Annotated in this window: 23 protein-coding genes; 6 read left to right on the forward strand and 17 right to left on the reverse strand. The window is 74.8% G+C overall.

Features of this window, described 5'->3' with window-relative positions:
- Nucleotides 1-59 precede the first annotated feature (59 nt).
- Both M6G08_RS18010 and M6G08_RS18015 read left to right on the forward strand, forming a co-directional pair.
- Nucleotides 60-1,205: an MFS transporter gene (locus M6G08_RS18010; protein WP_272591368.1), complete on the forward strand. Its 1,146-nt coding sequence runs from the start codon at nt 60-62 to the stop codon at nt 1,203-1,205.
- Between the two features lie 170 nt (nt 1,206-1,375).
- Entirely contained in the window at nt 1,376-1,720 is a 345-nt protein-coding gene (locus M6G08_RS18015) for a hypothetical protein (RefSeq protein ID WP_272588175.1), read from the forward strand.
- A gap of 22 nt (nt 1,721-1,742) precedes the next feature.
- Here the strand turns inward: M6G08_RS18015 and M6G08_RS18020 are convergent, their stop codons facing one another.
- Nucleotides 1,743-3,140: an FAD-dependent oxidoreductase gene (locus tag M6G08_RS18020; RefSeq protein ID WP_272588176.1), complete on the reverse strand. Its 1,398-nt coding sequence runs from the start codon at nt 3,138-3,140 to the stop codon at nt 1,743-1,745.
- A 27-nt stretch (nt 3,141-3,167) separates the two neighbouring features.
- Nucleotides 3,168-4,160 (reverse strand): DUF4349 domain-containing protein, encoded by a 993-nt coding sequence (locus tag M6G08_RS18025; RefSeq protein ID WP_272588177.1) that lies wholly within the window; start codon nt 4,158-4,160, stop codon nt 3,168-3,170.
- A gap of 840 nt (nt 4,161-5,000) precedes the next feature.
- Between M6G08_RS18025 and hemG the strand changes: the two genes are divergently transcribed.
- Nucleotides 5,001-6,479 carry a protoporphyrinogen oxidase gene (gene hemG, locus M6G08_RS18030; protein WP_272588178.1) on the forward strand — a complete coding sequence of 493 codons (1,479 nt, stop codon included), beginning with the start codon at nt 5,001-5,003 and terminating at the stop codon, nt 6,477-6,479.
- A 4-nt stretch (nt 6,480-6,483) separates the two neighbouring features.
- Complete coding sequence (gene hemQ / locus M6G08_RS18035; protein ID WP_272588179.1) at nt 6,484-7,215, forward strand: hydrogen peroxide-dependent heme synthase; 732 nt, start codon at nt 6,484-6,486, stop codon at nt 7,213-7,215.
- On the opposite strand, the gene M6G08_RS18040 is transcribed toward hemQ, so the two are convergent.
- The 6 genes from M6G08_RS18040 to M6G08_RS18065 form a co-directional block, all read right to left on the reverse strand.
- Complete coding sequence (locus M6G08_RS18040; protein ID WP_272588180.1) at nt 7,216-8,796, reverse strand: alpha/beta hydrolase; 1,581 nt, start codon at nt 8,794-8,796, stop codon at nt 7,216-7,218.
- A 114-nt stretch (nt 8,797-8,910) separates the two neighbouring features.
- A complete protein-coding gene (locus M6G08_RS18045) occupies nt 8,911-9,705 on the reverse strand; it encodes a TIGR04222 domain-containing membrane protein (RefSeq protein ID WP_272588181.1) in 795 nt (264 codons plus the stop codon).
- 140 nt (nt 9,706-9,845) lie between these two features.
- On the reverse strand, nt 9,846-11,201 hold the full coding sequence (locus M6G08_RS18050) for an MbnB/TglH/ChrH family RiPP precursor modification enzyme (protein WP_272588182.1): 1,356 nt from the start codon (nt 11,199-11,201) through the stop codon (nt 9,846-9,848).
- 113 nt (nt 11,202-11,314) lie between these two features.
- Nucleotides 11,315-11,887: a GNAT family N-acetyltransferase gene (locus M6G08_RS18055; protein WP_272588183.1), complete on the reverse strand. Its 573-nt coding sequence runs from the start codon at nt 11,885-11,887 to the stop codon at nt 11,315-11,317.
- A 50-nt stretch (nt 11,888-11,937) separates the two neighbouring features.
- Nucleotides 11,938-12,240: a hypothetical protein gene (locus M6G08_RS18060; RefSeq protein WP_272588184.1), complete on the reverse strand. Its 303-nt coding sequence runs from the start codon at nt 12,238-12,240 to the stop codon at nt 11,938-11,940.
- 57 nt (nt 12,241-12,297) lie between these two features.
- Nucleotides 12,298-13,017, reverse strand: coding sequence for a peptidyl-tRNA hydrolase (locus M6G08_RS18065; protein ID WP_272588185.1), 720 nt, complete (start codon nt 13,015-13,017; stop codon nt 12,298-12,300).
- Nucleotides 13,018-13,060: 43 nt separating this feature from the next.
- Here M6G08_RS18065 and M6G08_RS18070 point away from each other — a divergent pair, with 43 nt between their 5' ends.
- Nucleotides 13,061-13,948 carry an ABC transporter ATP-binding protein gene (locus M6G08_RS18070; RefSeq protein WP_272588186.1) on the forward strand — a complete coding sequence of 296 codons (888 nt, stop codon included), beginning with the start codon at nt 13,061-13,063 and terminating at the stop codon, nt 13,946-13,948.
- Complete coding sequence (locus tag M6G08_RS18075) at nt 13,945-14,616, forward strand: ABC transporter (RefSeq protein WP_272588187.1); 672 nt, start codon at nt 13,945-13,947, stop codon at nt 14,614-14,616. The genes M6G08_RS18070 and M6G08_RS18075 overlap by 4 nt, the downstream gene beginning before the upstream one ends.
- On the opposite strand, the gene M6G08_RS18080 is transcribed toward M6G08_RS18075, so the two are convergent.
- From M6G08_RS18080 to zapE, 9 genes are all read right to left on the reverse strand, one after another.
- On the reverse strand, nt 14,608-14,823 hold the full coding sequence (locus M6G08_RS18080; protein WP_272588188.1) for a hypothetical protein: 216 nt from the start codon (nt 14,821-14,823) through the stop codon (nt 14,608-14,610). The genes M6G08_RS18075 and M6G08_RS18080 overlap by 9 nt on opposite strands.
- Nucleotides 14,824-14,841: 18 nt before the next feature.
- Entirely contained in the window at nt 14,842-15,714 is an 873-nt protein-coding gene (locus tag M6G08_RS18085; RefSeq protein ID WP_272588189.1) for a polysaccharide deacetylase family protein, read from the reverse strand.
- 96 nt (nt 15,715-15,810) lie between these two features.
- Nucleotides 15,811-17,334, reverse strand: a complete 1,524-nt coding sequence (locus M6G08_RS18090; protein ID WP_272588190.1) for an FAD-dependent oxidoreductase — start codon at nt 17,332-17,334, stop codon at nt 15,811-15,813.
- Nucleotides 17,335-17,391: 57 nt separating this feature from the next.
- Nucleotides 17,392-18,786 (reverse strand): PhoX family protein, encoded by a 1,395-nt coding sequence (locus M6G08_RS18095; protein WP_272588191.1) that lies wholly within the window; start codon nt 18,784-18,786, stop codon nt 17,392-17,394.
- Between the two features lie 88 nt (nt 18,787-18,874).
- Nucleotides 18,875-19,675: a slipin family protein gene (locus M6G08_RS18100; RefSeq protein WP_272588192.1), complete on the reverse strand. Its 801-nt coding sequence runs from the start codon at nt 19,673-19,675 to the stop codon at nt 18,875-18,877.
- A gap of 106 nt (nt 19,676-19,781) precedes the next feature.
- Nucleotides 19,782-21,263 (reverse strand): SulP family inorganic anion transporter, encoded by a 1,482-nt coding sequence (locus tag M6G08_RS18105; protein ID WP_272588193.1) that lies wholly within the window; start codon nt 21,261-21,263, stop codon nt 19,782-19,784.
- Nucleotides 21,264-21,271: 8 nt separating this feature from the next.
- The gene (locus M6G08_RS18110; RefSeq protein ID WP_272588194.1) at nt 21,272-21,853 is read right to left on the reverse strand and encodes a carbonic anhydrase; all 582 of its coding nucleotides are present in this window, start codon (nt 21,851-21,853) and stop codon (nt 21,272-21,274) included.
- A 79-nt stretch (nt 21,854-21,932) separates the two neighbouring features.
- The gene (locus M6G08_RS18115; protein ID WP_272588195.1) at nt 21,933-22,334 is read right to left on the reverse strand and encodes a hypothetical protein; all 402 of its coding nucleotides are present in this window, start codon (nt 22,332-22,334) and stop codon (nt 21,933-21,935) included.
- A gap of 195 nt (nt 22,335-22,529) precedes the next feature.
- Nucleotides 22,530-23,654: a cell division protein ZapE gene (gene zapE, locus M6G08_RS18120; RefSeq protein WP_383142244.1), complete on the reverse strand. Its 1,125-nt coding sequence runs from the start codon at nt 23,652-23,654 to the stop codon at nt 22,530-22,532.
- Nucleotides 23,655-23,874: the final 220 nt, after the last annotated feature.

Below are 23,874 nucleotides of genomic sequence, written 5' to 3' on the forward strand. Positions count from 1 at the left end.
GCCCCCACGACTCCCGTCCCCGAGACTCCCGTCTCCGCGACCCGTTCCAGCGCGCCCGGCTGGCCATCGCCGCGCTGTTCCTGTCCCTCGGCTTCCAGTACGCCACCTGGGCGGCACGCATCCCGGCCCTCAAGTCCGACCTGGAGCTGACCGCCGCCGAGGTGGGCGTGCTCCTGATGGCCGCGGGGGTCGGCGCGGCGGCGTCCTTCCCCCTCGTCGCCTGGCTGATGCGGCGCCTCGGCTCCCGGCGGCTCGCCCTCCTGTCCCAGCTCGGCCTGGCCCTCCTGCTGCTCGCGCTGGCCGCCGCTCCCAACTACCCGGTGGCCCTGCTGGTGCTGTGCGCCGACGGCGTCCTGGTGGGCTGCCTCAACGTGGCCATGAACGCACAGGGCGCGGCCCTGGAGGCACGGCACGAGCGCAACACCATGGCGAAACTGCACGCGACGTTCAGCGCCGGGTCCCTGCTCGCGGCCCTCGTCGCCTCCGGCATGACCGCCGTCACCGGGTCGGTCGCCGCACACTTCGGCGTGGCCGCCGCCCTCCTCGTCGTGCTGGGCGCCTCCGCGCGCACGGGACTGCTCGACGACGACGCACCGCCCGCTCCCGAGCCGGGGCGCCGGAACGGCCGCTGGACCCTCCCGTCGCGCCCCACCCTGTGGATGTGCTGCGCCATGGTCTTCGGCACGGTCGCCGAGGGCGCCATGAACGACTGGTCCGCCCTCTACCTGAAGGACGTCGCCCGGGCGTCCGCGGAACTCACACCCCTGGGCATCGCCGTGGTGTCGGGAATGATGGTCGTCGCCCGCCTCTTCGCCGACGGCTGGCGGGGCCGCTGGGGCGACGGACGGGTCGTCCTGGTGGGCAGCGCGGTGGCCGGCACCGGCCTCGCCGTCGCCCTGGTCAGCGGCGGCGTCGCCCCGGCCCTGGCCGGCTTCGCCTGCATGGGCCTGGGCATCGCGGCCGTGACCCCGTGCGTCTACGCGGCCGCCGCCCGGCAGGGCTCGGACGCGCTGACCCTGGTCGCCGCCATGGGAACCACCGGCCTGCTGGCCGGCCCGCCCCTCATCGGCTTCATCGCGGGCGCGAGCAGCCTGACGTGGGGCATGGGCGCCGTGGCCGCCGCCGCGGTCGTCGTCTCCCTGTGCAGCACCCGCATCCGCTGGACTCCGGCACCGGCCGTCCGGGGCGAGACGTCCGCGGTCTGAGTACGGTCATCCACGGCCCGCTCGAGAAGGCCGCCGTCCGGGTCGGGCCCGGTGCGAGCGGCAGACCCGCCCCGGAGCGGTTGAACGCCGCGGCCCCGCCGTGCGTATGTCCCCTCAACCGCCCGCGGCCCGGGGAAGGCGGGGCGCGGGGACGACGTGAGGAACAGGCGATGAACGAACGGGTCACAGCGGCTCCCGCGATGCACGCCCTGCCCGACGGCGAGGCCGAGGTCACCCTCGTGCTGCGCCTTCCGTGGGAGGACGTCGCCCGGCTCGGGCAGGAGGCCGGGCGGCTGGCCGCGCAGATGCGGCGGCCGGTGACGCTGGACGAGGCGGTCAGTCACCGGCTGCGTTCCGCGCGGGGTGCCGCGCACGCCAGGCCGGCCGGCGAGCAGCCGCCCGCAGTGGGCGCCCCCGCCACGACGACCGCCCCGGCCTCGGTGTCGTCCCTGCCCTCGCGTCCCCCGGCCGAGCAGGCGCGGCAGGCCATCGACCGGATCAACGGAACGGCGTGAGTGGCCGCTCGCGCGCCTGGCGTCAGCCCTCCCGCTCCACCGCCCGCGCCGCCTTGCGGGCGGCCACCAGCACCGGGTCCCACACCGGTGAGAACGGCGGCGCGTAGCCCAGGTCCAGGGCCGTCATCCGCTCCACCGTCATCCCGGCCGTGAGGGCCACCGCGGCGACGTCGACCCGCTTGGCCGCTCCCTCGCGGCCGACGATCTGCACGCCGAGCAGCCGACCGGTGCGCCGCTCGGCGAGCATCTTCACCGTCATCGGGGAGGCGCCCGGGTAGTAGCCGGCGCGACTGGTGGACTCGACGGTGACCGTCACGAACCGCAGCCCCGCCCGCAGCGCGTCCTTCTCGCGCAGCCCGGTCCGCGCGATCTCCAGGTCGCAGACCTTGCTGACCGCGGTGCCCACCACGCCCGGGAAGGTGGCGTAGCCGCCGCCCGCGTTGGTGCCGATCACCTGGCCGTGCTTGTTGGCGTGGGTGCCGAGCGGAATGTGCCGCTCCTGCCCGGAGACCAGGTCGAGCACCTCCACGCAGTCGCCGCCCGCCCAGATGTTCTCGTGCCCGCGCACCCGCATGGCCAGGTCGGTCAGCAGCCCGCCGTCGGCGCCCAGCGGCAGCCCGGCGGCCTCGGCGAGCGAGGTCTCGGGTCGTACGCCGATGCCGAGGACCACCACGTCCGCCGGGTACTCGGCGTCCGCGGTGACAACCGCGCGGACCCGGCCGTCGTCACCGGTGAGCACCTCGGTGACCTCGGCGCCGTTCACCATGGTGATGCCGAGGCCCTCCATCGCCTCGTGCACCATGCGGCCCATGTCGGGGTCGAGCGTCGCCATCGGCTCCCGGCCGCGGTTGACCACCGTGACCTCGTAGCCGCGGTTGATGAGGGCCTCGGCCATCTCCACGCCGATGTACCCGGCGCCGACGACCACCGCGCGGCGGCCGCGCGTGCCGGCCAGCGTGTCGAGCAGCGCCTGCCCGTCGTCCAGTGTCTGCACCCCGTGCACGCCGGGCGCGTCGACGCCCGGCATCCGGGGGCGGATCGGGCGCGCTCCGGTGCCGATGACGAGCTTGTCGTACGACGTCCAGGACTCCGCCCCCGAATCGACGTCACGCGCGCGCACCCGCCCGCCCGCGACGTCGACCTCCGTGACCTCGGTCCGCATCCGCAGGTCGATGTCCCGCGCGCGGTGCTCCTTCGGCGTGCGGGCGATCAGCTCGTCCCGGTCGGTCACGTCACCGCCGACCCAGTAGGGGATGCCGCACGCCGAGAACGAACTGAAGTGGCCGCGCTCGAACGCCACGATCTCCAACTCGTCCGGGCCCTTCAGCCGGCGGGCCTGTGACGCCGCGGACATCCCCGCGGCGTCACCGCCGATCACGACCAGTCGCTCTCTCGTACCGCCCGCAGCGCTCATGTTCATGCGAACACGCTACGGGGGCGGGGCATTTCAGTCCCGACCGCCGGGCTCCTCGCGCGGCGTGCCCTCGGGGGCCGGCCGGGCCGTCGGCAGCGGGGACGCGGCGGAGGGCGCGGACGTGGGCGCCGCGGGCACCGGAGCCGTCCGGCGCGGCAGCCGGGGCCGCACCACCCGCAGCCACAGCAGCACCAGCACCGCCGCCACCACGGTGAAGGGCAGCACCGCGCCCACCGCCACCGCCAGCCAGCGCAGCATCGTCACGAAGGCGTCCCAGCCGCCGGCCAGCGCGTCCGTGAACCCGGGGTCGTCGTCCTTCTCGGCCCGTTCCACCGGCGTCTCGGACAGGGAGAGGGTGATGGTGGCCAGGCTGGTGCGGTCCTTCAGGGAAGCCTGCTGGGCCAGCAGCGCCTCCAGTTCGGCCTGACGGCTGCTCAGCTCGCCCTCCAGTGTCACCACGTCGCTCAGCTTCGTCGCCCGGTCCATCAGCTCGCGCACCCGGACCACGCTGGCGCGCTGCGACTTGATCCGGCTCTCCACGTCGACGACCTGGTCGGTGACATCCTCCGCCTTCGCGCTTCGGTTCAGCAGCTTCCCGGTGCCCTCCAGGTCGTCCAGGACGTCCTGGTAGGAGTCGACGGGCACGCGCAGCACCACCCGGGTCCGCTCACGGCCGTCCCCGTCCCGGCGGGTGGTCTCCTCGCCCACGTAGCCGCCGGCGTTCTCGGTGGTGGCGCGGGCCTGGTCGAGGGCCTTGGGGACGTCCTCGACCCGCACGGTCAGCGAGGCGGTGCGGATGACGTGGTTCGCGGTGGCCTTCGGCGGCTTCGTCCTTTCCGCCGTGTCGCCGCCCGCGGCGCCCTGCCGGTCGCCCGCCCCGGTCGGGGCGGCCTCCTTGGCGGCGCTGTCGGCGCCGCTCCCGGCGGAGTCGTCGCCCCCCGCGCTGCATCCGGTGAGCGCCAGGGCAGCCGCCACCAGCAGGGCGGTCAGCGCCGGAACGGGACGTAGGGATCGTGGTGTGCGCACGGGAACCCCCGAGATCGTCGGAACGACTGTCGTCCCTACGACGCGGCAACCGTCCCCCGGGTCGGCGCGGAACGGTCCCGAACAGGTCACGGTCCGGACTCACGGAGCCGTGCCCGGCCCGGACCGACCCCGAGCCGGTCCCTGCGTCCGCACGCCGCGCCGGCTGTCCCGCGCGTCGTGCCGGGCTCGCGATCCGCGTCCGGCTCCGCGCGCCTGTGCGGGTTCCGCGTCCACGCCTGCCGGGCCCCGCGTCGGCTCCCGCCTCCGTCCCAGCCCCGGGCCGGGTCCCGCTCTAGCCCCGGGCCGGGTCCCGCGCCCGGTGCCGGCTTCGTCTCATGTCACGTGCCGGACCGTGCGTCCCGCGCCTGCCGCGCCCCGCGTCGGCTCCCGCCTCCGTCCCAGCCCTGGGCCGGGTCTCGCGCTCGGTGCAGGCCTTGTCCCGCATCACGTGCCGGACCGTGCGCGCCGCGTCTCCCGCGCCTGCCGTCTCCCGCGCCTGCCGTCTCCCGCGCCTGCCGTCTCCCGCGCCTGCCGTCTCCCGCGCCTGCCGTCTCCCGCGCCTGCCGTCTCCCGCGCCTGCCGTCTCCCGCGCCTGCCGCGCCCCGCGTCGGCTCCCGCCTCCGCCCTACCCCCAGGCTGGGTCCCGCCCCAGCCCCGGGCCGGGGCCCGCGCCCGGTGCCGGCCTTGTCCCGCGGCACGTGCCGGACCGTGCGTCACGCGTCGGCCGCCGTCCGGCGCCTGCGGGATGCCCGCACTCCACACCAGCCCCCGCCCCGACCTACCCCGACCCACCCCCGTCCCGCACCCCGCGCTGTCAGTGAGGTCTGAGACGCTGGAGGCATGAGCGCAAGGGAGACCTCCGCGGGCGAGACCCCCGTGGACACGGGGCACGTCATCGTCGTCGGAGGCGGGATCGCCGGGCTGGCCGCCGCCCACCGGCTGCTGGACCGGGGCGCGCGGGTGACCGTGCTGGAGGCGTCGGACCGCGTCGGCGGCAAGCTGCTACCCGGCGAGATCGCCGGCGTGCGCGTCGACCTCGGCGCCGAGTCCATGCTGGCCCGCCGCCCCGAGGCCGTCGGCCTGGCCCGCGAGGTGGGACTCGCCGACCGCCTCCAGCCGCCGGCCACCGCGTCGGCCTCGCTGTGGACCCGAGGCGCCCTGCGTCCCATGCCCAAGGGCCACGTCATGGGCGTGCCCGGCACCGCCGCCGCCCTGTCCGGCGTCCTCTCCGAGGAGGGCCTGGCCCGCATCGAGCGCGACGCCGGACTGCCCCGCACCGAGGTCGGCGACGACGTCGCGGTGGGGGAGTACGTCGCGGCACGTCTGGGCCGCGAGGTCGTCGACCGCCTCGTCGAACCGCTGCTGGGCGGCGTCTACGCGGGCGACGCCTACCGCATCTCCCTGCGTTCGGCCGTGCCCCAGCTCTTCGAGGCCGCCCGCACCCACACCTCCCTGACCGAGGCGGTGCGCGCCATCCAGGGCCGGACGGCCACCGCACCCGCGACCGGCCCGGTGTTCATGGGCATCGAGGGCGGCATCGGCACCCTCCCCCTCGCGGTCGCGGAGTCGGTGCGCGCGCGGGGCGGCGAGATCGTCACCGGCGCGCCCGTGACGGAGCTGCGCCGTACCGCCGACGCCGGCTGGCGGATCACCGCCGCCGACCGGGTGCTGCACGCCGACGCGGTCGTCGTCGCCCTCCCCGCCCTCCCCGCCGCCGAGCTGCTGCGCGCCGAGAGCCCCGCCGCCGCGGCCGAGCTGGCCGGGGTGGAGTACGCGTCCATGGCCCTGATCACCCTCGCGTACCGCCGCGCGGACGCCGCCGCCCTCCCGGCGGGCAGCGGCTTCCTCGTGCCGCCCGTCGACGGCCGCACCATCAAGGCGTCCACCTTCGCCTCCCGCAAGTGGGGCTGGATCGACGCCGAGGACCCCGACGTGGTCGTCCTGCGCACCTCCGTGGGGCGGTACGGCGAGACGGAGATCCTCGGCCGCGACGACGCCGGCCTGGTCGACGTCTCCCGGCACGACCTGGAGCAGGCCACCGGTCTGACCGCCGCGCCCGTCGCCACCCGGGTCACCCGCTGGCAGGACGGCCTGCCCCAGTACCCCGTCGGCCACCACGCGCGCGTGGCCCGCGTCCGCGAACACGTCGCGAAGCTCCCGGGCCTCGCCGTGTGCGGAGCCGCCTACGACGGCGTCGGCATCCCGGCGAGCATCGCGAGCGCCTACGCCGCCGTCGACCGGCTCCACGGCGACCCCCGGGGTGTGCAGCGGCTCACGGCCCACCCGGTGCGGAGCCCGCACGGCGGAGCGGGAGAATAGGGTCATGAGTGACGACGCCTCCACCCCCGCCGCCGAGCGGATCCCCAACAAGGGCAAGCTGGCCAAGGACCTCAACGAGGTCATCCGCTACACCCTCTGGTCCGTCTTCAAGCTGAAGGACACCCTCCCGGAGGACCGCGCCGGGTACGCCGACGAGGTCCAGGAGCTGTTCGACCAGCTCGCCGCCAAGGACGTGACGATCCGCGGCACCTACGACCTGTCCGGCCTGCGTGCGGACGCCGACCTCATGATCTGGTGGCACGCGGAGACCGCCGACCAGCTCCAGGAGGCGTACAACCTCTTCCGCCGCACCAGGCTCGGCCGCGCGCTGGAGCCCGTCTGGTCGAACATGGCGCTGCACCGCCCCGCCGAGTTCAACCGCTCGCACATCCCGGCCTTCCTGGCCGACGAGACGCCGCGGAACTACATCAGCGTCTACCCGTTCGTGCGCTCCTACGACTGGTACCTGCTGCCCGACGAGGACCGCCGCCGCATGCTCGCCGACCACGGCAAGATGGCCCGCGGCTACCCGGACGTGCGCGCCAACACGGTCGCCTCGTTCTCCCTGGGCGACTACGAGTGGATCCTCGCCTTCGAGGCCGACGAACTGCACCGCATCGTCGACCTCATGCGCCACCTGCGCGCCTCCGAGGCACGCATGCACGTCCGCGAGGAGGTTCCCTTCTTCACGGGACGGCGCAAGGACCTCGGTGAGCTGGTGGCCGGACTGGCCTGATCAGGCCCTCGGCTCCGGTTCCGGGCGCGGGGCGCACGACGTGTCCCGCGCCGGGAGGCGGCCGTCCAGCAGGTACGCCTCCAGGTGGCCGTTGACGCACGCGTTCGGCCCGCCGCCGACGCCGTGCGTCCCGGCGTCCCGCTCGGTCACCAGCACCGACCCCGACAGCCGCCGGCGCAGCTCCAGCGCCCCCTCGTACGGGGTCGCCGCGTCCTCTTCGGCGGCCAGGAGCAGCGTGGGCGGCAGCTCACCCGGGCCGGTGCGCACGTCGAGGGGCCGCTGCCGGGGCGCCCGCCAGTAGGCGCACGGCAGGTTCGTCCACACGTTGTCCCACGTCTCGAACGGCGCCCGGCGGGCCAGCCGCGTGTTGTCCCGGTCCCAGACCTCGAAGTCCGTCGGCCAGGGCGCGTCGTTGCACTCGACGGCCGTGTACACGGCGTTGGAGTTCTCCGCCCCGGCCGCGCCCTCCTCGGTCCGCGTCCCCGCCTGGTCGATCAGCGGCTGCGGATCGCCCTTCAGATACGCCGACAGCGCCTCGGCGCGGTGCGGCCAGTAGTCGTCGTAGTACCCGGCCTTCAGGAACGCCCCCTGCAACTGCGCGGGCCCCACCGTCCCGCCCGCGGGCCGTGCCGCGAGCCGTTCGGCCGCCTCCTCGTAGCTGTTCTGGACCTCTCTCGGCGAGTCCCCGAGCCCGTACACGGCGTGGTGCTCGGCGATCCACTCCTTGAAGTCCGTCCAGCGGTCCTCGAACGCCTCGGACTGCTCCAGGTTGTTGCGGTACCAGATCCCCTCGGGATCGGGGTTCACCACCGAATCGAACACCATCCGCCGCACCCGCGAGGGGAACAGCTCGGCGTACAGCGCCCCGAGGTACGTCCCGTACGACGCCCCCATGAACGTCAGCCTCTCCTCGCCCAGCGCGGCCCGCACGACCTCCAGGTCGCGGGCGTTGTTGAGGGAGTGGTAGTGCCGCAGCGCGTCCCCGGCCCGTTCGGCGCAGCCGCGCGCGTACGCCTCGGCCTCGGCGGCGCGCTGCTCCTTGTACGCGTCCGAGGGCCGCGTCGGTGCCGGACGGGGTCCCTTGAAGAAGTCCCCGGGGTCCTGGCAGGACAGCGGCGCGGAGGGCGCGACCCCGCGCGGGGCGTACCCGACGAGGTCGTACGCGGCGGCGATCCGCTTCCACTCGGGCACCATGCCGACCAGCGGGAAGTACAGCCCCGAGGCGCCGGGGCCACCGGGGTTGTAGAGGAGCGCGCCCTGTCCGGGCACCTCGCGCCCCGCGTCTTCCGGGTCCTCGTGGGTGGCCCGCATCCGGCTGACGGTGAGTTCGATGCGCCTACCGTCGGGGTGCGCGTAGTCCAGGGGCACGGAGACCGTGCCGCAGCGCATGGCGGCCGGCAGTTCCTCCGCCTTCGGGCACCTGCCGAACTCGATGCCCGCCGCCGCCGCTCGCCCGGCGGCCACGGCGGTGCCGCGCGCCTCGGCGGTCCCGGGCCCGCCCGGCGTCCCCTGTGCCGGAGCGGCGGCGAGGGTGGTCAGCAGCAAGGACCCGGCGGCCGAGTAGAGGGCGGCAGCTCGCATCGCGTATCCCTTCGGTGCACGGAGTGACACAAGGGATGTTTGGTACGGCGCCCCGGCGAGGCAAGCACCGCCCCCGGGTGTCGGCGTCCAGTGCCTCCGTACGCCCCCGGCGCGTCAGTCCTGACGCGCCCGGTACTCCTCGACGTGGCGCTCGCGATGGGCGAAGGCCGCGCGCAGGTCCGGTTCGCCGATCGCGTGCACGCCCCGCACGGCGACCGAGGTCAGGTACGTACGGTCGTCCGCCGAACCGTCGGCCTTCCGGACCAGGGCGCCGACCATCCGCTGCCCGGCCGGGGACGCCCAGCGCGAATACGGGTGGACCTCCATCCGCGTGATGGCGAGACACCCCAGCGTGAGGGTGAGCGGCAGCGCGAACCACAGGGCGATCAGCGGGCGCGGCTGGTCCACGGGCAGCGGCAGGGCCAGCGCGGCGGCGCCCAGCGCGACCACGGTGACGGCGGCGACCCGCACCCGCTGGACGCCGGCCGCGACGCCGCGGGCGCCGTCCGGCACGGCGAGGCCCGCCCGGACCAGCCGGTCGGCCAGCCCCCGCACCGCGTCCGCGGCGGCAGCGGTGGCCCGCACCGGTGCTATCCGGGACTGCCCGTCGGGCCCTATCGCCCCTATCACCGACCGCTCCATCTCGTCCCGCCCGCACGGGTCGACGACGGTCGCCCAGCCGGTGTGCGCGAGCAGCAGCCGCCGCTGGCGGGCCATGGAGACCAGCGTCAGGTCGGCGACCCTCCGGGGCCCGCCCGCCAGGAACGCCGCCTCGTACAGCGTCAGCGCGTGCTCACGGTCGACGGCGTGCGGGGTGGCGGCCGCCGCGCGCACGGCGGCCAGACACAGCCGCAGGCACGCCAGGCCGGCGACGGCCCAGGCCGCCAGGAGGAGAAGGACCCAGAACATGCCGTACTTCTATGCCAAAGGCTTTCGCCGGCGCCATGCCCTGTTCACATTTCGGGACGCAGTGTTGTGGGTATGTGACGTTCCGTTTGTCCGGAGCGGGCCGGATCGGGCCGGACCGGGCCAGGTCGGATCAGGCCAGGTCAGGCCCGGTCCGATGCGGTCCGGCGGCGCAGCAGCGCCCGCCCGGTCGCACGCGCCCACCGCGCCCCGGGACGCCGCGGACGCGGCACCGGCCCCTCCCGCTCCACCCACCACTGCCTCAACTCCCGCCGCGCGGCCCCGTCCTGCGGGAGTCCGTCCCGCAGCAGGTGCTCGGCGAAGTCCAGGGCGTCGCGGCGGTAGCCCCCGGTCATCGGCCGCCGCTGGGCGTAGGACAGGAAGGCCGGCCGGTATCCGGTGCCGAGGATCACCGGCAGTTCGGGCGCGACCTTCGCGACCACGTCCGCCCGCTTCCCGGCGAGCGCCCGCGTTTGCACGCCCAGCCGCACCCGGTCGAACCCCTCGGGCACGGGCGTCCCGGCGACCAGCGCGGACAGCAGCGCCGTCTGAGCGAGGGCCAGCCGCTGCCGTACGGCGTCCCCGGCGCCGGCCGCGTCCCGCGCGGGCCCGGTCGCGACGGGCGCGGGAGCCCGCCGCCCGGCGACGGGTCCGCCCGCCGCCGCCCGCCCCTTCTCCACGGCGGCGCGGACCGCCGCCACCTCGCCCTCCAGCTCCTCGGCCGCGGGGAAGTTCTCGTCGCGCTCCAGCAGGACACCGGGCGGCGCCACCCGCGAGGCGAGGTCGGTCAGGATGTCGAGCACCGGCTGCGCGACGGGGTGGGCGTGGCTGTCGTGCCACACGCCGTCCCGTTCGAAGCCGCCCGCGACGTGGACGTACGCGATGGCCTCCAGGGGCAGTTCGCCGAGCGCCTCGGCCGGGTCCTCCCCGCGGTTGACGTGGTTGGTGTGCAGGTTCGCCACGTCGATCAGCAGCCGCACGCCCGTCCGGTCGGCCAGGTCGTACAGGAACTGGCCCTCCGTCATCTCATCGTCCGGCCAGGCGATGAGCGCGGCGATGTTCTCCACGGCGAGCGGCACCGGCAGCGCTTCCTGCGTGATACGCACGTTCTCGCACAGCACGTCGAGGGCGTCGCGGGTGCGCGGCACGGGCAGCAGGTGCCCCGCCTCCAGCCGCTGCGAGGCGGTCAGGGGGCCGCCCGCCCGGACGAAGGCGATGTGCTCGGTCACCAGCGGCGACCGAAGTGCCCCGGCCCGCTCGGCCAGCGCCGCGAGCCGGCCCGCGTCCGGCCGTTCGGCCCCGCCGAGCCCGAGCGAGACCCCGTGCGGCACCACGGTCACCCCGCGTTCGCGCAGCCGGACCAGGGACTCGGGCAGGTGCCCTGGGCAGAGGTTCTCGGACACGGCCTCGACCCAGTCGATGCCGGGCATCGCCTCGACGGCGCCGGCGATCTCCGGACGCCATCCGACACCGGTGCCCAGCCGTGCCGTTCGCTCCATGGTCCCGTCCCCCTCCTGCCGGTATGCCGGAGGTATCGCCCGGCGCACCCGGCCCGAACCCCGCACGGGGCATGTTCAGAGCAACATCTGAGGTTCGGCCGGGGGGCCGGGCGTCAGCGCAGGTCGAGCCGCATCAGGACCCGGGGATGGCCGGCCAGCACCGAGGCGGTGTCGGCGGCGTGGACGAACCCGGCACGCTCGAAGTTCTTCCGGAGACCGGCGTACGCCATGGTCAGATCGGCCCGGGCGTCCCCGTTGTCCAGCGGATACGCCTCGACCGCCGGAGCGCCCCGGGAGCGGGCGAAGTCGACCGCCCCGGCGATGAGGGCGTGCGAGATCCCCCGCCTGCGGTGACCGGGCCGTACCCGCACGCACCACAGCGACCAGACCGGCAGGTCGTCCACGTGCGGGATCTTGCGGTTGCGGGCGAAGGAGGTGTCCGCGCGCGGCGCCACGGCGGCCCACCCGACCGGCTCGTCACCGTCGTGGGCGAGCACGCCCAAAGGAGGCCCCGTGCGGCACAGCTCGGCGACGTAGGCGCCGCGGGCCGGGCCGCGCAGCTCGTTGTTGACCTTGGAGGGGAGGCGGTAGCTCAGGCACCAGCAGACGTTGGCCCGCGGCGACTTCGGGCCGAGCACCGCACGGACGTCCTCGAAGACCGAGGCCGGACGGACGTCGATGGTCATGGCACCACGATGCCACGGCGCACGGTGCGCCGCCCGGGCGCCGGGCGCCGTCAGCCCGGACGGAAGGAGGTCAGCCGGGGAAGACGGCGTTGTGGAGCTCGGAGAGCCGCGGTTCGGCGTCCGGGAAGCCGGCCTTCCTTCGTGGCGGGGAGGATGACCGGGAGATAGGCCTCCAGGGCCTGCCTCGACTCCCACACGTCCACCACGCGCAGGCCGTCCGCCGTGACGACGGCCAGGTGGCCGAGCAGACCGCCGGGGGCGGGACGTCCGGAACGGGTGCCTGCGGTCTCCTGGACCTCGTCGTACTGCTCGGCCGTGACACCGGGATACTCGATCTCCATCAAAAGTGCCATACCGCCACATTGCGACCAGGCCGTGCGCCCTGCTCCCCGGCGGACAGGTCTCCTCGGCTACCGCAGCGCGGGGTGGTCCGCCACCACGGTGCACGACCCCGGCGCGATCTCCGTGTACCCGGCGTCGCGGACCACCGGCAGACCGCTCGCCGTGAGGGCCCGCCAGCGGTCCGGGCCCGGGGTGCGCACCGCCAGCGGGTAGCCCGCGTCCCGCCAGGCGGCCCGGCCCGCGTCGTCCAGCTCCCACCAGGCGAGCTGCGCGCCGTGCCCCGCCTGGGCCATCGCCTTGCCGGCCGACATGTCCAGGTCCGGGTTCATCCACAGCACCGGCGCGCAGAGGCCGGCGTCTGCCGGCGGCTCCGGGTCGTCGAGGTCGGTGCCCGAGACCTGGAGGCGGGCCAGGTCCTTGGGCCAGCCGTCCAGCGGGACCGGCGGGAAGACCCGCACCTCCGCCGTCTTCCCGGTGACCGTGATGCCGGGCAGCGCCTCCGCCCGGCGCCACTCGGCGCCGCGCGCCCGCCGCACGACCTTGCGGATGCGCGCGTCCTGCCAGTCCCGCACCGCGCGGGCCCACTCGCCATCGCCGTTGGACCGCTCGTCGCCCAGCATCACCAGCACCGCCCGGGCCGCCGTCTCCAGCGCGTCGGTACGCGGCGGCGGTGCCGCCCGCTCGATGCGGACGACCAGCGGCAGGACGAACTGCGGCGCGAGGTCGCGGTCGCCGGGCTCGGGGCGGAAGGGGCTGTCGGGGACGGGCGTCGTCGCGTCGTTGCTCACGGACACAGTCTGCCAAGCCGTGCGGACGCGAGAGGATGACCCCATGCGAAGCGAGCTACGGCTGCACACGGTGGGCCGCCGCTACGGCCTGAGCGGGTCCTGGGTGCTGCGCGGCGTCGACCTGAGCCTGCCGCCCGGCACCCTGGTCCGGATCGAGGGCGCCAACGGCACCGGCAAGTCGACGCTGCTGCGCCTGCTCGCCGGCATTGACGCCCCCACCGAGGGCCGGATCACCGGCCGGCCGCGCACGGCCTACGTCCCCGAGCGGTTCCCGCCCGCCCTGCCCTTCACCGCCGCCGCCTACCTCACCCACCTCGGCACCGTCCACGGGCTGTCCCGCCGGGCGGCGGCCTCGGCGGCCGGGAGGTGGCTGGAGCGCCTGGGCGCCGCCGGACACGCCGGCACGCCGCTGGAGCGGCTGTCCAAGGGCGGCAGCCAGAAGGTGGCCGTGGCACAGGCCCTGCTCGCCGAACCGGACCTGCTCGTCCTCGACGAGGCCTGGACCGGGCTGGACACCGACGCCCGGGAGGAGCTGGACCGGGCGGTCGCGGAGCGCGCGGCCGCCGGGGGCGCCGTCGTCTTCGTCGACCACGACCCGCGCCGCCTGGCCGGCGCGCCCGACGCCACGTACACCGTCCGCGACGGCGCCCTGCACCGCCGTACCGCGCCAGCCCCGGTCGCGGACGGGCCGCGCGTCGTCGTCCGGGCGCACGGTCCGCACGGGGGCACCCCGCCCGCCGAGGCGCTGCGGATCGCCGCACGCGCCGAGGAGGAGCGCCCCGGTCGGTACACCCTCTCCGTCCCCGCCTCCCACTCCGACGTCCTGCTGCGTACGCTCCTGACCGCCGAGCCGCCCTGGCACGTGGCGAGCGTGCACGCCGTGCACGCCCGGGCGGACGCCCGTGAACCGGCTCAGGAGGACCCCCGTTGACCGCCCTGTTCCGCTACCAGACCGCCCTGCTGCTGCGCTCCCGGCGCTGGCTCCCGCCGCTGGTCCTGTACGCCGCCGTGCTGGCCGTCGGTGTGCAGGGCGGTCAGCCGGTGCTCGACTCGCTGGGCTGGGCGGCGGCCACGCTGCTGCCGGTCGCGGCCTGGCTGGTGCGTATCTGCGTCACCGGCGAGCCGCCCGCCGCGCGCGGCTGTGTCTCGGCGGCGCGGGGGCCCGCGCGGGCCCATCTGGCCTGCGTACTGGTCGCCCTGGCCGCCGCGGTCGTGCTGGGCGCGGCGGCGACCGCCGTCGTGACGGTGATCAGCGACCCGGCCGCCTCGGACCGCGCCACCCGCGTCTCCCCGCTCGCGGTCGGCGGCTCGGGACTGCTCGCCGTGCTCGTGTGCGCGCTGCTCGGCACGGCCGTCGGCGCGCTCACCTCCTGGCCGCTGCTCCGCTCACCCGGCCGCGCGCTCCCCGCGCTGCTGCTCGCGGCCCTGTTCGCCCTGGTGACCGCCGGTTCCCCGGCGCGTGCGGCGGTCAGCGGGCTGGTCACCGGCTCGCGGTCGGGCACCGTACCGCTGCCCCTGCTCCCGCTGGGCGCGGCCGTCCTGATCGCCGGGGCCGCGACCGCGGCGGCCTGCCGGCTCAGCTCGCGCAGGTCAGCCTGAGCAGGCCGTCCGCTGGGCCTCCTGCCACTCGCAGCGCGGGCACATGGTGATCCCCTTGTACGACTCGGCGTACTCCGTCGGCTCCCGGCACAGCACGCACTCCGCGTACGGCGGGCCGTCGGCCTTCGGCGGCCGGGTGGCGTCGATCAGGCAGTAGTCGTCGATGCGCTCGCCGTTGTCGATGCGTTGGTCGTCGTCGCCGCTCACACCTCCAGCGTAGGCCCGTCAGCGGCGGCCGTTCGCGGCGCCGATCAGCTCCGAGACCTTCACGAAGCGGTAGCCCCTCTCGCGCAGCTCGGGGACGATGGTGCGCACCGCCTCCTCGGTGACCGGGGCGGCGCTGCGGGTGCAGTGCATGACGACGACCGACCCCGGCCGGGCCCCGTCCAGCACTTGCCGGGCCACCGCGTCGGCGTCGGTCGCGAACGCGTCCCCGCTCACCACGTCCCACTGCACGGCGGTGACGCCGGTGGCCGACAGCGCCTTGAGCGCGGCCTTGTCGTAACAGCCGCCGGGAAAACGGAAGTACGGCATCGCCTCCGGTACCCCGGCCTTCTCGAACGCCGCGTACGCCCGTTCCACGTCGGACCGCATCCGGTCCTCGGACACGGTCGGCAGGCCGTAGCAGTCGTCGGTGTAGGCGTAGTGGCTGTAGGAGTGGTTGGCGATCTCGAACCGCGGGTCCCGGCCGATGGACCGGGCGGCGTCCGGGTACTCCTCGGCCCACCGGCCGGTCATGAACACGGTGGCCGGTACGTCCAGCTCCCGCAGCGTCGCGATCAGCCGCGGATTGTCGAACCGTTCCCCGGCCGCGGCCCGCGGTCCCTGGTCGGCCGTCATGTCGGCGTCGAAGGTGAGGGCGATCGTCCTGCCCTCGGCACGCGGCCCGTGTTCGAAGACGGGGGTGAGCCCCGCCGGACCGGGCGCCAGGGTGGGCGCCCGGTCCGGGGCGGGCTCGGAGGCGGAGGCGGAGACGGAGGGCGCGGACGGTGCCGGTCGGGGTGTCTGTCCGGGCTCGGTGGTGCCGCAGGCGGCGAGGGCGACGGAGGAGGCGGCCAGGGCGCAGAAGGCGGCGGCGCGGCGTACGAGAGTGGTCACCGCACGAACGTATGAGCGTGATGTTCGGTTTGTATGACTATGTGTGGTGACGTGCCCGTGAGGTCACCCTCCCGGATCAGACGCCGCCCGCCCGCCTCAGATGTCCCGCCGCTCCAGCGGTTTCGTCGCCGGACCCTGGATCACCTTGCCGTCCGTGTCGAAGCGGGAACCGTGGCAGGGGCACTCCCAGGCCTTCTCGGCGGCGTTGAAGGCGACCAGGCAGCCGAGGTGGGTGCAGCGCGAGGACACGGCGTGCAGCGCGCCCGCCTGGTCCCGGTAGACCGCCAGCCGGTCGCCGCCCACCCGGACCAGGGCTCCCTCGCCGGGCGGCAGGGCGTCCACGGGCGGGGCGGGGCGCAGGCGGTCGCCGACGAAGTGCCGGGCCACCTCGGCCTGCGTCTTGAGCAGCGCCGGCGCCTCGCGCACCGCCGTGCGCAGCCGCCGCGGGTCGTACAGGGCGCTCCACGCGCACTCCTCGCCGGTGATCTGAGCGGTGAGCAGCCGGCCCGCCATCATGCCGCCGCTCAGCCCCCAGCCGCCGAAGCCGGTGGCGACGTACGTGTGCTTCGCGCCCGGGTGCAGCGGCCCCACCATCGGCACGGTGTCCGTCGGGTCGATGTCCTGGGTGGCCCAGGAGTAGGTGAGGTCGACGCCCGGGAAGTGCTCGCGGGCCCAGGCGGACAGGCGGTCGAAGCGTTCCCGGGTGTCGCCCGTGCCGGGGGTGAAGTGCTCGCCGGTGACGATGAGCAGCCGGCGGCCCGCCTCGTCCAGGGGCGCCGTGCGGACCGAGCGGGTGTTCTCGTCCGGCGTGATGTACATGCCGTCCACGTCGCGGTCCGCCTCGATGCTCCCGGCGACGACCAGCTCGCGGCGCGGGGAGAGGCGGGCGAAGAGCAGGGCCCGGTCGAAGATCGGGTAGTGGGTGGCGACGACGACGTCCCGGGCGGTCACCGTCGCCCCCGACTCCGTCGACACCCGGCACGGGCCGCCCTCGTCCAGGCCGTGCACGGTGGTGCCCTCGAAGATCCGCCCGCCGTGCGCCTCCAGGTCCTCGGCGAGGGCCAGCAGGTACTTGCGCGGGTGGAACTGCGCCTGCCCGGTGACCCTGACCGCGCCCGCGACCGGGAACGGCAGTCCCGTCTCCGTCACGAACGACGCCGGCAGCCCCGCCTCCTTCGCGGCGGCCACCTCGGCCCGCACCTCGTCCACCCGGTTCGCGTCGCCGACGTACGTGAACGCGTCCCGCGTCTCCCAGTCGCAGTCGATGCCCAGTTCGGCCACGACCCGGGCGGCGTGCTCGATCGCCTCCGACTGGGACCGGGCGTACAGCCGGGCGCCCTCGGGGCCCCGGGTGCGGCGCAGCTTGTCGTAGACCAGCGAGTGCAGGGCGGTCAGCTTGGCGCTGGTGTGCCCGGTGACCCCGGCGGCGACCCGCCCGGCCTCCAGCACCGCCACACTGCGCCCCGCCCGCGCCAGCTCCCAGGCCGTGCTGAGCCCGGCGACGCCCGCGCCGATCACGGCGACATCGACGTCTAGATCCTCCGCGAGGGCGGGGCGCGGTGCGCCGCCCGGTGCCGTCCGAAGCCAGTACGAGTCGTTGACCTGCGCGTTCTCCGTCATGCGGGGCCGAGTACCCACAGGCCGGGGCTTCAGTGACCGGGCGACGCGACGGCCTCGCTACCGGCGCCAGGGGCCCGTCACGGCGAACGTGGTCCCGGGCGTGTAGCAGTTGACGTACATCGTGTCCCCGTCGGGCGAGAAGGTCACCCCCGCGAACTCACCCCACTCGGGCTCCTCCTGCGACCCGATGTTCTGGGCGCCGCGGGCCATGGCGTAGACGTCACCGCGCCGGGTGACGCCGTAGACGTGCTGGGCACCGTTGCCGTCCTCGCAGACCATGAGGCCGCCGCTGGGGGCCAGGCAGATGTTGTCCGGGGACTCGCCGGGCAGCCGCACGTCGGTGTCCGGGCCGAAGACGATCACCAGGGTGAGCCGGCGCCGCTCGGGGTCGTAGCGCCAGATCTGCCCGTAGTGGTCGGCGGCCGAGCCGTCCGCGCTGCGGGCGAAGGACGACACGAAGTAGACGCTGCGCCCGCCCCAGTAGCAGCCCTCCAGCTTCTGCGCGTGGGTGATGCCGCCCCGGCCGAAGTCCTGGTGCCGGATCGGCGTCCCGGCGGCCAGCGGGTCGGGTACGTCGACCCACTCGACGCCGTCGAAGCAGGCGCCGGTTTCCTGGATCGAGGACAGGTCGGGCACGCCGGGCACGCGCATCGCCTGGAGCCGGCCGCCCGCCCGCAGCGAGCCCGTCCCGCCCAGCGGCTTCTCGGGCAGGAACCGGTAGAAGAGGCCGAACGGCCGCTCGAAGGCGTCCTCCGTCTCGTAGACGACACCCCGGCGCGGGTCCACGGCGACCGCCTCGTGCTGGAACCGGCCCATCGCGGTCAATGGCACCGCGCCGGTGCGGTGCGGGTCCGCCGGGTCGACCTCGAAGATGAAGCCGTGGTCCTTGGTGTAGCCGTTGGTGCCGGCCCTGTCCTCGGTCTCCTCGCAGGTCAGCCAGGTGTGCCACGGTGTGGGGCCGCCCGCGCAGTTGACGGCCGTACCGGCGATCGCGACCCGTTCGTCACGGACGTGGTTGCGGTGGTCCAGGGTGAGGGCGGTGCAGCCGCCCTTGCCCTCCGGGTCGTACGTCAGGCCCTCCACCGTGGGCACGGGGACCCGGCCGTCCGCGCGGTTCTCGTGGTTGCGCACGAGGTGGACGCCGCCGTGGCGGCCCCCAGAACGCGCGGCGAAGGCCGCCATGCCGTCGTGGTTGGACGGGACCGGGCCCTCGCCGGAGCGCAGCTCGTCGCCCTCGCGGGACAGGACCCGGTAGCGGAATCCTCTGGGCAGGTCGAGCAGGCCGTCGGGGTCGGGGATCAGCGGGCCGTAGCCGGTGTGGCCCGGGGAGTGGGCGGCGGCGGTGCCGGCGAACAGCTCGGAGAGGGCGCCGGTGAAGGCGATGCCTGCGCCCAGGGCTCCGCTGCGGGCGAGCACCTGGCGCCGAGTCGCCGGACGGCTGGACATGGACATGGGGTGACCTTCCTGCTGGCGGACAGGACTGTGACCCGCTGTGTCTATCACCTGGCACGTTTCCCGGGAACCACGCGCGCTACACGCGTCACGTGCCGGCCGGCTGCTCCGGCGTGGGGCCGGGCGCCAGCCGCTGCGGATTCTCCAGGAACCGCAGCAGCTCCACCGGGAACGGCAGCACCAGCGTCGAGTTCTTCTCCGCGGCCACCGCCACCACCGTCTGCAGCAGCCGCAGTTGCAGCGCGGCCGGTGTCTCCGACATCTCCCGCGCCGCCTCGGCGAGCACCTTGGAGGCCTGGCGCTCGGCGTCGGCGTTGATGACCCGGGCCCGCCGCTCGCGGTCGGCCTCGGCCTGCCGCGCCATCGAGCGCTTCATGGTCTCGGGCAGTGACACGTCCTTGATCTCGACGCGGTCGATCTGCACGCCCCAGCCGACGGCCGGGCTGTCGATCATCAGCTCCAGGCCCTGGTTCAGCTTCTCCCGGTTGGACAGCAGGTCGTCCAGGTCGCTCTTGCCGATGATGGACCGCAGCGACGTCTGCGCCATCTGGGACACCGCGAACTTGTAGTCCTCGACGCGGATGAGCGCGTAGGCGGCGTCGACCACCTTGAAGTAGACGACCGCGTCCACGCGGACGGTCACGTTGTCCCGGGTGATGCCTTCCTGGGCGGGCACCGGGAGCGTCACGATCTGCATGTTGACCTTGTGCAGCCGGTCCACCACCGGGACGATCAGGGTGAAGCCGGGCTGCCGCACCTCACCGGCGAGCCGGCCGAGCCGCAGGACGACCCCGCGCTCGTACTGCTTGACGATCCGCGCCGCCGACGCGATGTACAGCACCCCGGCGCCCCCGGCGGCGGCAGCCGCGGTCAGCAGCTCCTGGAGCATGGCGACCTCCTCGCCCTGAGGACCGTTTCACCCACTCCTGTCACGATATGCCGGAGGTCCGGTCCGGGGCCATGCCCCGGACCGGACCTCCCGCGCATCGACGGGACTACACGGCCGCCGTCGCCGGCTCGGTGACCTTCACCGGGTCCGTACCCGTGGCGCTGTGCCGCTCGGCCCAGTTCTCCAGCGCGGTGCGGCAGGCGTGGTCCAGGTGGTGCAGCCGGGACAGGTCCAGCTCGACCGGCCGGTCCTGCGGCAGCGCCTCCAGGCTCTCCAGGATCTTCGGCAGCCTGAGGAAGGTCGCGTTGCCCGTCAGGTGCGCCTGGACCGGACCGGCACCCTTGTCGACGACCTCCAGCCTGAGGTGCGAGGCCTCCCAGGCGGTCTTGACCACGGACAGGGCCAGACCGATCAGCACGCCCTCGAACATGTTCACCGCGACGATGGACACGGCGGTGACCACGAGGATCAGTGCCTCGCCCCGGTGGTCGCGCCACAGCGGCACGATGCCGCGGAACGGGATCAGCTTCCAGCCCGCGTGGACCAGGATGCCCGCCAGCGCGGGCAGCGGGATCAGGGCCAGCACGGACGGCAGCAGCGCCGCGAACAGCAGCAGCCACACGCCGTGCATCACCCGGGACGCCTTGGTGCGCGCGCCCGCGCTGACGTTGGCGGAACTGCGCACGATGACCGCGGTCATCGGCAGGGCGCCGAGGACGCCGCACACCGTGTTGCCCGCGCCCTGCGCCATCAGCTCCTTGTTGTACTCGGTACGCGGACCCTTGTGCAGCCGGTCCACCGCCGCGGCGCTGAACAGGCTCTCCGCCGACGCGATCAGCGTGAAGGCGACGATCGTGCCGAGCAGGCCCACGTTCGCCAGCTCGCCGAAGGCGTCGGCGCCGGGCGGCTGGATCACGTCCAGCAGGCCGCTGACCTCGACGGTCGCGACCGACAGCCCGAACGCCGCCGTGACCGCCGTGGCCAGGCCGACGGCGGCCAGCGCGCCCGGCACGGTCTGCGCCCGCTTCGGCAGCCGCTTCCACAGCACCATCACCGCCACCGTGCCCGCGCCGAGGGCGAGCGAGGTCAGCGCCTCGGTGCTGCCCAGCGCGTCGGCGGCGGCTCCGGGCAGCCCGGTGAGCTTGTCGATGCCGGAGGAGGGCGCCTGGAGCCCGGCCGCCGAGTACAGCTGGCCCGCGATGAGCACCAGGCCGATGCCGGCCAGCATGCCCTCGACGACCGACAGGGAGATCGCCCGGAACCAGCGCCCGAGCCTCAGGGCGCCCATCGCGAGCTGGATCAGCCCGGTGGCCAGCACGATCACGCCGAGGGCGGCCAGCCCGTACGAGTCGACCGCGCCGAAGACCAGCACGGTCAGGCCCGCGGCCGGACCGGACACCTGGAGGCTGCTGCCCGGCAGGAATCCGGTGACCAGACCGCCCACGATCCCGGTGACCAGGCCGAGTTCGGCCGGGACGCCGGAGGCGACGGCCACGCCCACGCACAGCGGGAGGGCGACCAGGAAGACGACGAGCGAGGCGGTGAAGTCCTGCCGCAGATGCGGGAACTTGTGGGATATGGAGGACATGGCGGCGCTCACAGCGTCTCGAACGCGTCGGTGTCCGCCCGGTGTGCGCGTACGACCCCGGTGTGGACCTCGTAGTACCAGCCGTGCATCCGCAGCCGGCCCTCCGTCAGCCGCCGTTCCACGCACGGGTAGGAGCGCAGGCGCAGCAGCTGCGACAGGACGTGGTGCTGGACGGCCTCGGCGACCGTCGGGTCGGCGGGATCGCTGGGCTTCGGTTCGTCCGCGGCCTCGGCCAGCCAGTCGCGGACGGCGGGTACGGCGGTCAGGTCGTCCCCGCGTACCAGGGCACCGACGGCGCCGCAGTGCGAGTGGCCGCAGACCACGATGTCCGAGACGCCGAGGACCTCGACGGCGTACTCGACGGTGGCCGCCTCGCCGGATGGGTGCCCGGCGCCGTACGGCGGGACGATGTTGCCGGCGGTGCGCAGCTCGAAGAGCTGGCCGGGCCGGGCTCCGGTGATCAGGGCCGGTACGACCCGGGAGTCGGAGCAGGTGATGAACAGGACTTCGGGCGACTGGCCTTCGGCGTGCCCGGCGAACTCCTCAGGGCGCTGTCCGAACGTGCGGGCGTTGTCGATGAGGGGCTGCATGATGCGGTTGTTCCTCCTGGCGCGCCGTGGGGGCGCGTCGGACGGTCAGGACAGAGGTGGGGGTGAGCCGACCGGTCCCTCAGCAGCGGAAGACCTGCAGCGCCGCGGGGGAGTGGTCCGTCGCGAATCTGGGACGGTGCTCGGCCCCGCGGCCGGAGACGACGGGTCCGGGCACCCCCGGGGCGGCGTGCCGCGGCAGCGGGCGCTGAGGGGTGTCGGGCTGGGGCGCGGCGGCGCCGCGGTGGCGGTCGCGGACGCGCGGGGCGGTGGTCGGCCCGCCCGGACGGCCGGCCTCGTGGCAGGTGACGGTCTCGTCGTACGGCGTCGCGTCGGAGGCGGTGGTTCCGGCGCGGGCATGGGCCACGGCTTCACCGTTCGTATACGCGGATGCGAAGGAAGCGGTGGGAGCGAAGAACTGGAGCGCGAACAGGACGGCGGCGAGGAGCGGAACCACGGTCCGGGCCGTCGTGCCTCGGAACATGCGCCCCCTTCCAGGCAGTTCCTGCCGCTGGTATATGCCGGGACATGGTCAATGCCCGGCAAACGCATGGTCAATGCGCGGTCAAGAAACACGTTAACCCTGCAAAGAGCTTTGCAGGGTTAACGGGGAGTTACGGGTTGCAGAGAGCCCGAAAATGGCGGCTGCTTTGGCGGGAACTGGCTGCTCGGCGGGTCCTCAGGGCGTGTCGGCCAGGGGGGCCGCGTCCCGGGCCAGCGCGGTGAGCCGGGAGATCGCCCGGAAGTACTTCTTCCGGTACCCGCCCTTGAGCATCTCCTCGCCGAAGAGCCGGTCGAAGGGCAGCCCGGAGGCCAGCACGGGCACCTCGCGGTCGTACAGCCGGTCGGCCAGCACGACCAGGCGCAGCGCCGTCGACTGGTCGGGCACCGGGCGCACCCCGGTCAGGCAGACGGCCGCGACACCGTCGGTCAGCGCGCCGTACCGGCTGGGGTGGACGCGGGCGAGGTGGTCGAGGAGCGCGGGGAAGTCGTCCAGCGAGGCACCCTCGGTGGCCCGCGCCGCGCGGGTGACCTGCTCGTCGGAGTACGGCGCCGGCGCCTCGGGCAGACCGCGGTGGCGGTAGTCCTCGCCGTCGATGCGCAGGGCGCGGAAGTGGGCGGACAGGCCCTGGATCTCGCGCAGGAAGTCGGCGGCGGCGAAGCGGCCCTCGCCGAGCTTGCCCGGCAGCGTGTTCGAGGTGGCGGCGAGCGCGACGCCGGCCTCCACGAGCCGGCCGAGCAGGCTTGAGACGAGGACGGTGTCCCCGGGGTCGTCGAGCTCGAACTCGTCGATGCACAGGAGGCGGTGGTCGGAGAGGGTCCGCACGGTCTGCTGGAAGCCGAGGGCGCCGACGAGGTTGGTCAGCTCGACGAAGGTGCCGAACGCCTTGCGCTCCGGCTCCGCCGGGGTGGCGTGCCACAGGGAGGCCAGCAGGTGGGTCTTGCCGACGCCGTAGCCGCCGTCGAGGTAGACGCCGCGGGGGCCGGCGGGGGCCTTCGGCGCCTTGCCCCGGCCGAAGCCGAAGAAGCCGCGCCTGCCCGTGGCGGCGGGGCTCGCGCCCAGACCGGCCGCGAAGCCCTCCAGGACCCGGACGGCCTCGCTCTGGCTGGGCTGGTTCGGGTCCGGGATGTACGTGCCGAAGCGGACCGAGTCGAAGCGGGGCGGGGGCACCATCTCGGCGACCAGACGCTCCGCGGGGACGTGGGGCTCGCGGGCGCACAGGGAGAGCGGCGCGGGGGCCGTCCCGGCTATCGGAGTGGAGCCGGGGGCGGGGGAGCCGGGGGAGGGCGAGGAGGGCGACACGGTTGTCCATGGTAGGGCCTGTTCGGAGGGGGGCCGGCTGGAGAGAGGGAGGGCTCTCGGCTCCCGCGGGCAATCGTGCCTCCCCCCGTGCCTGACGGCCTGCGAGGTGCCCCCAGGGCGGCACGGGTGGGCGCGGCGGCACCCCGTGGGCGCCGGACCGCGCGTCCCACCCCGCCCCCGGCCCGCACGCCGGGCCACGACACGGCACCGGCCTGCGGAT

Source organism: Streptomyces sp. M92 (assembly GCF_028473745.1).
Lineage (GTDB): Bacteria > Actinomycetota > Actinomycetes > Streptomycetales > Streptomycetaceae > Streptomyces.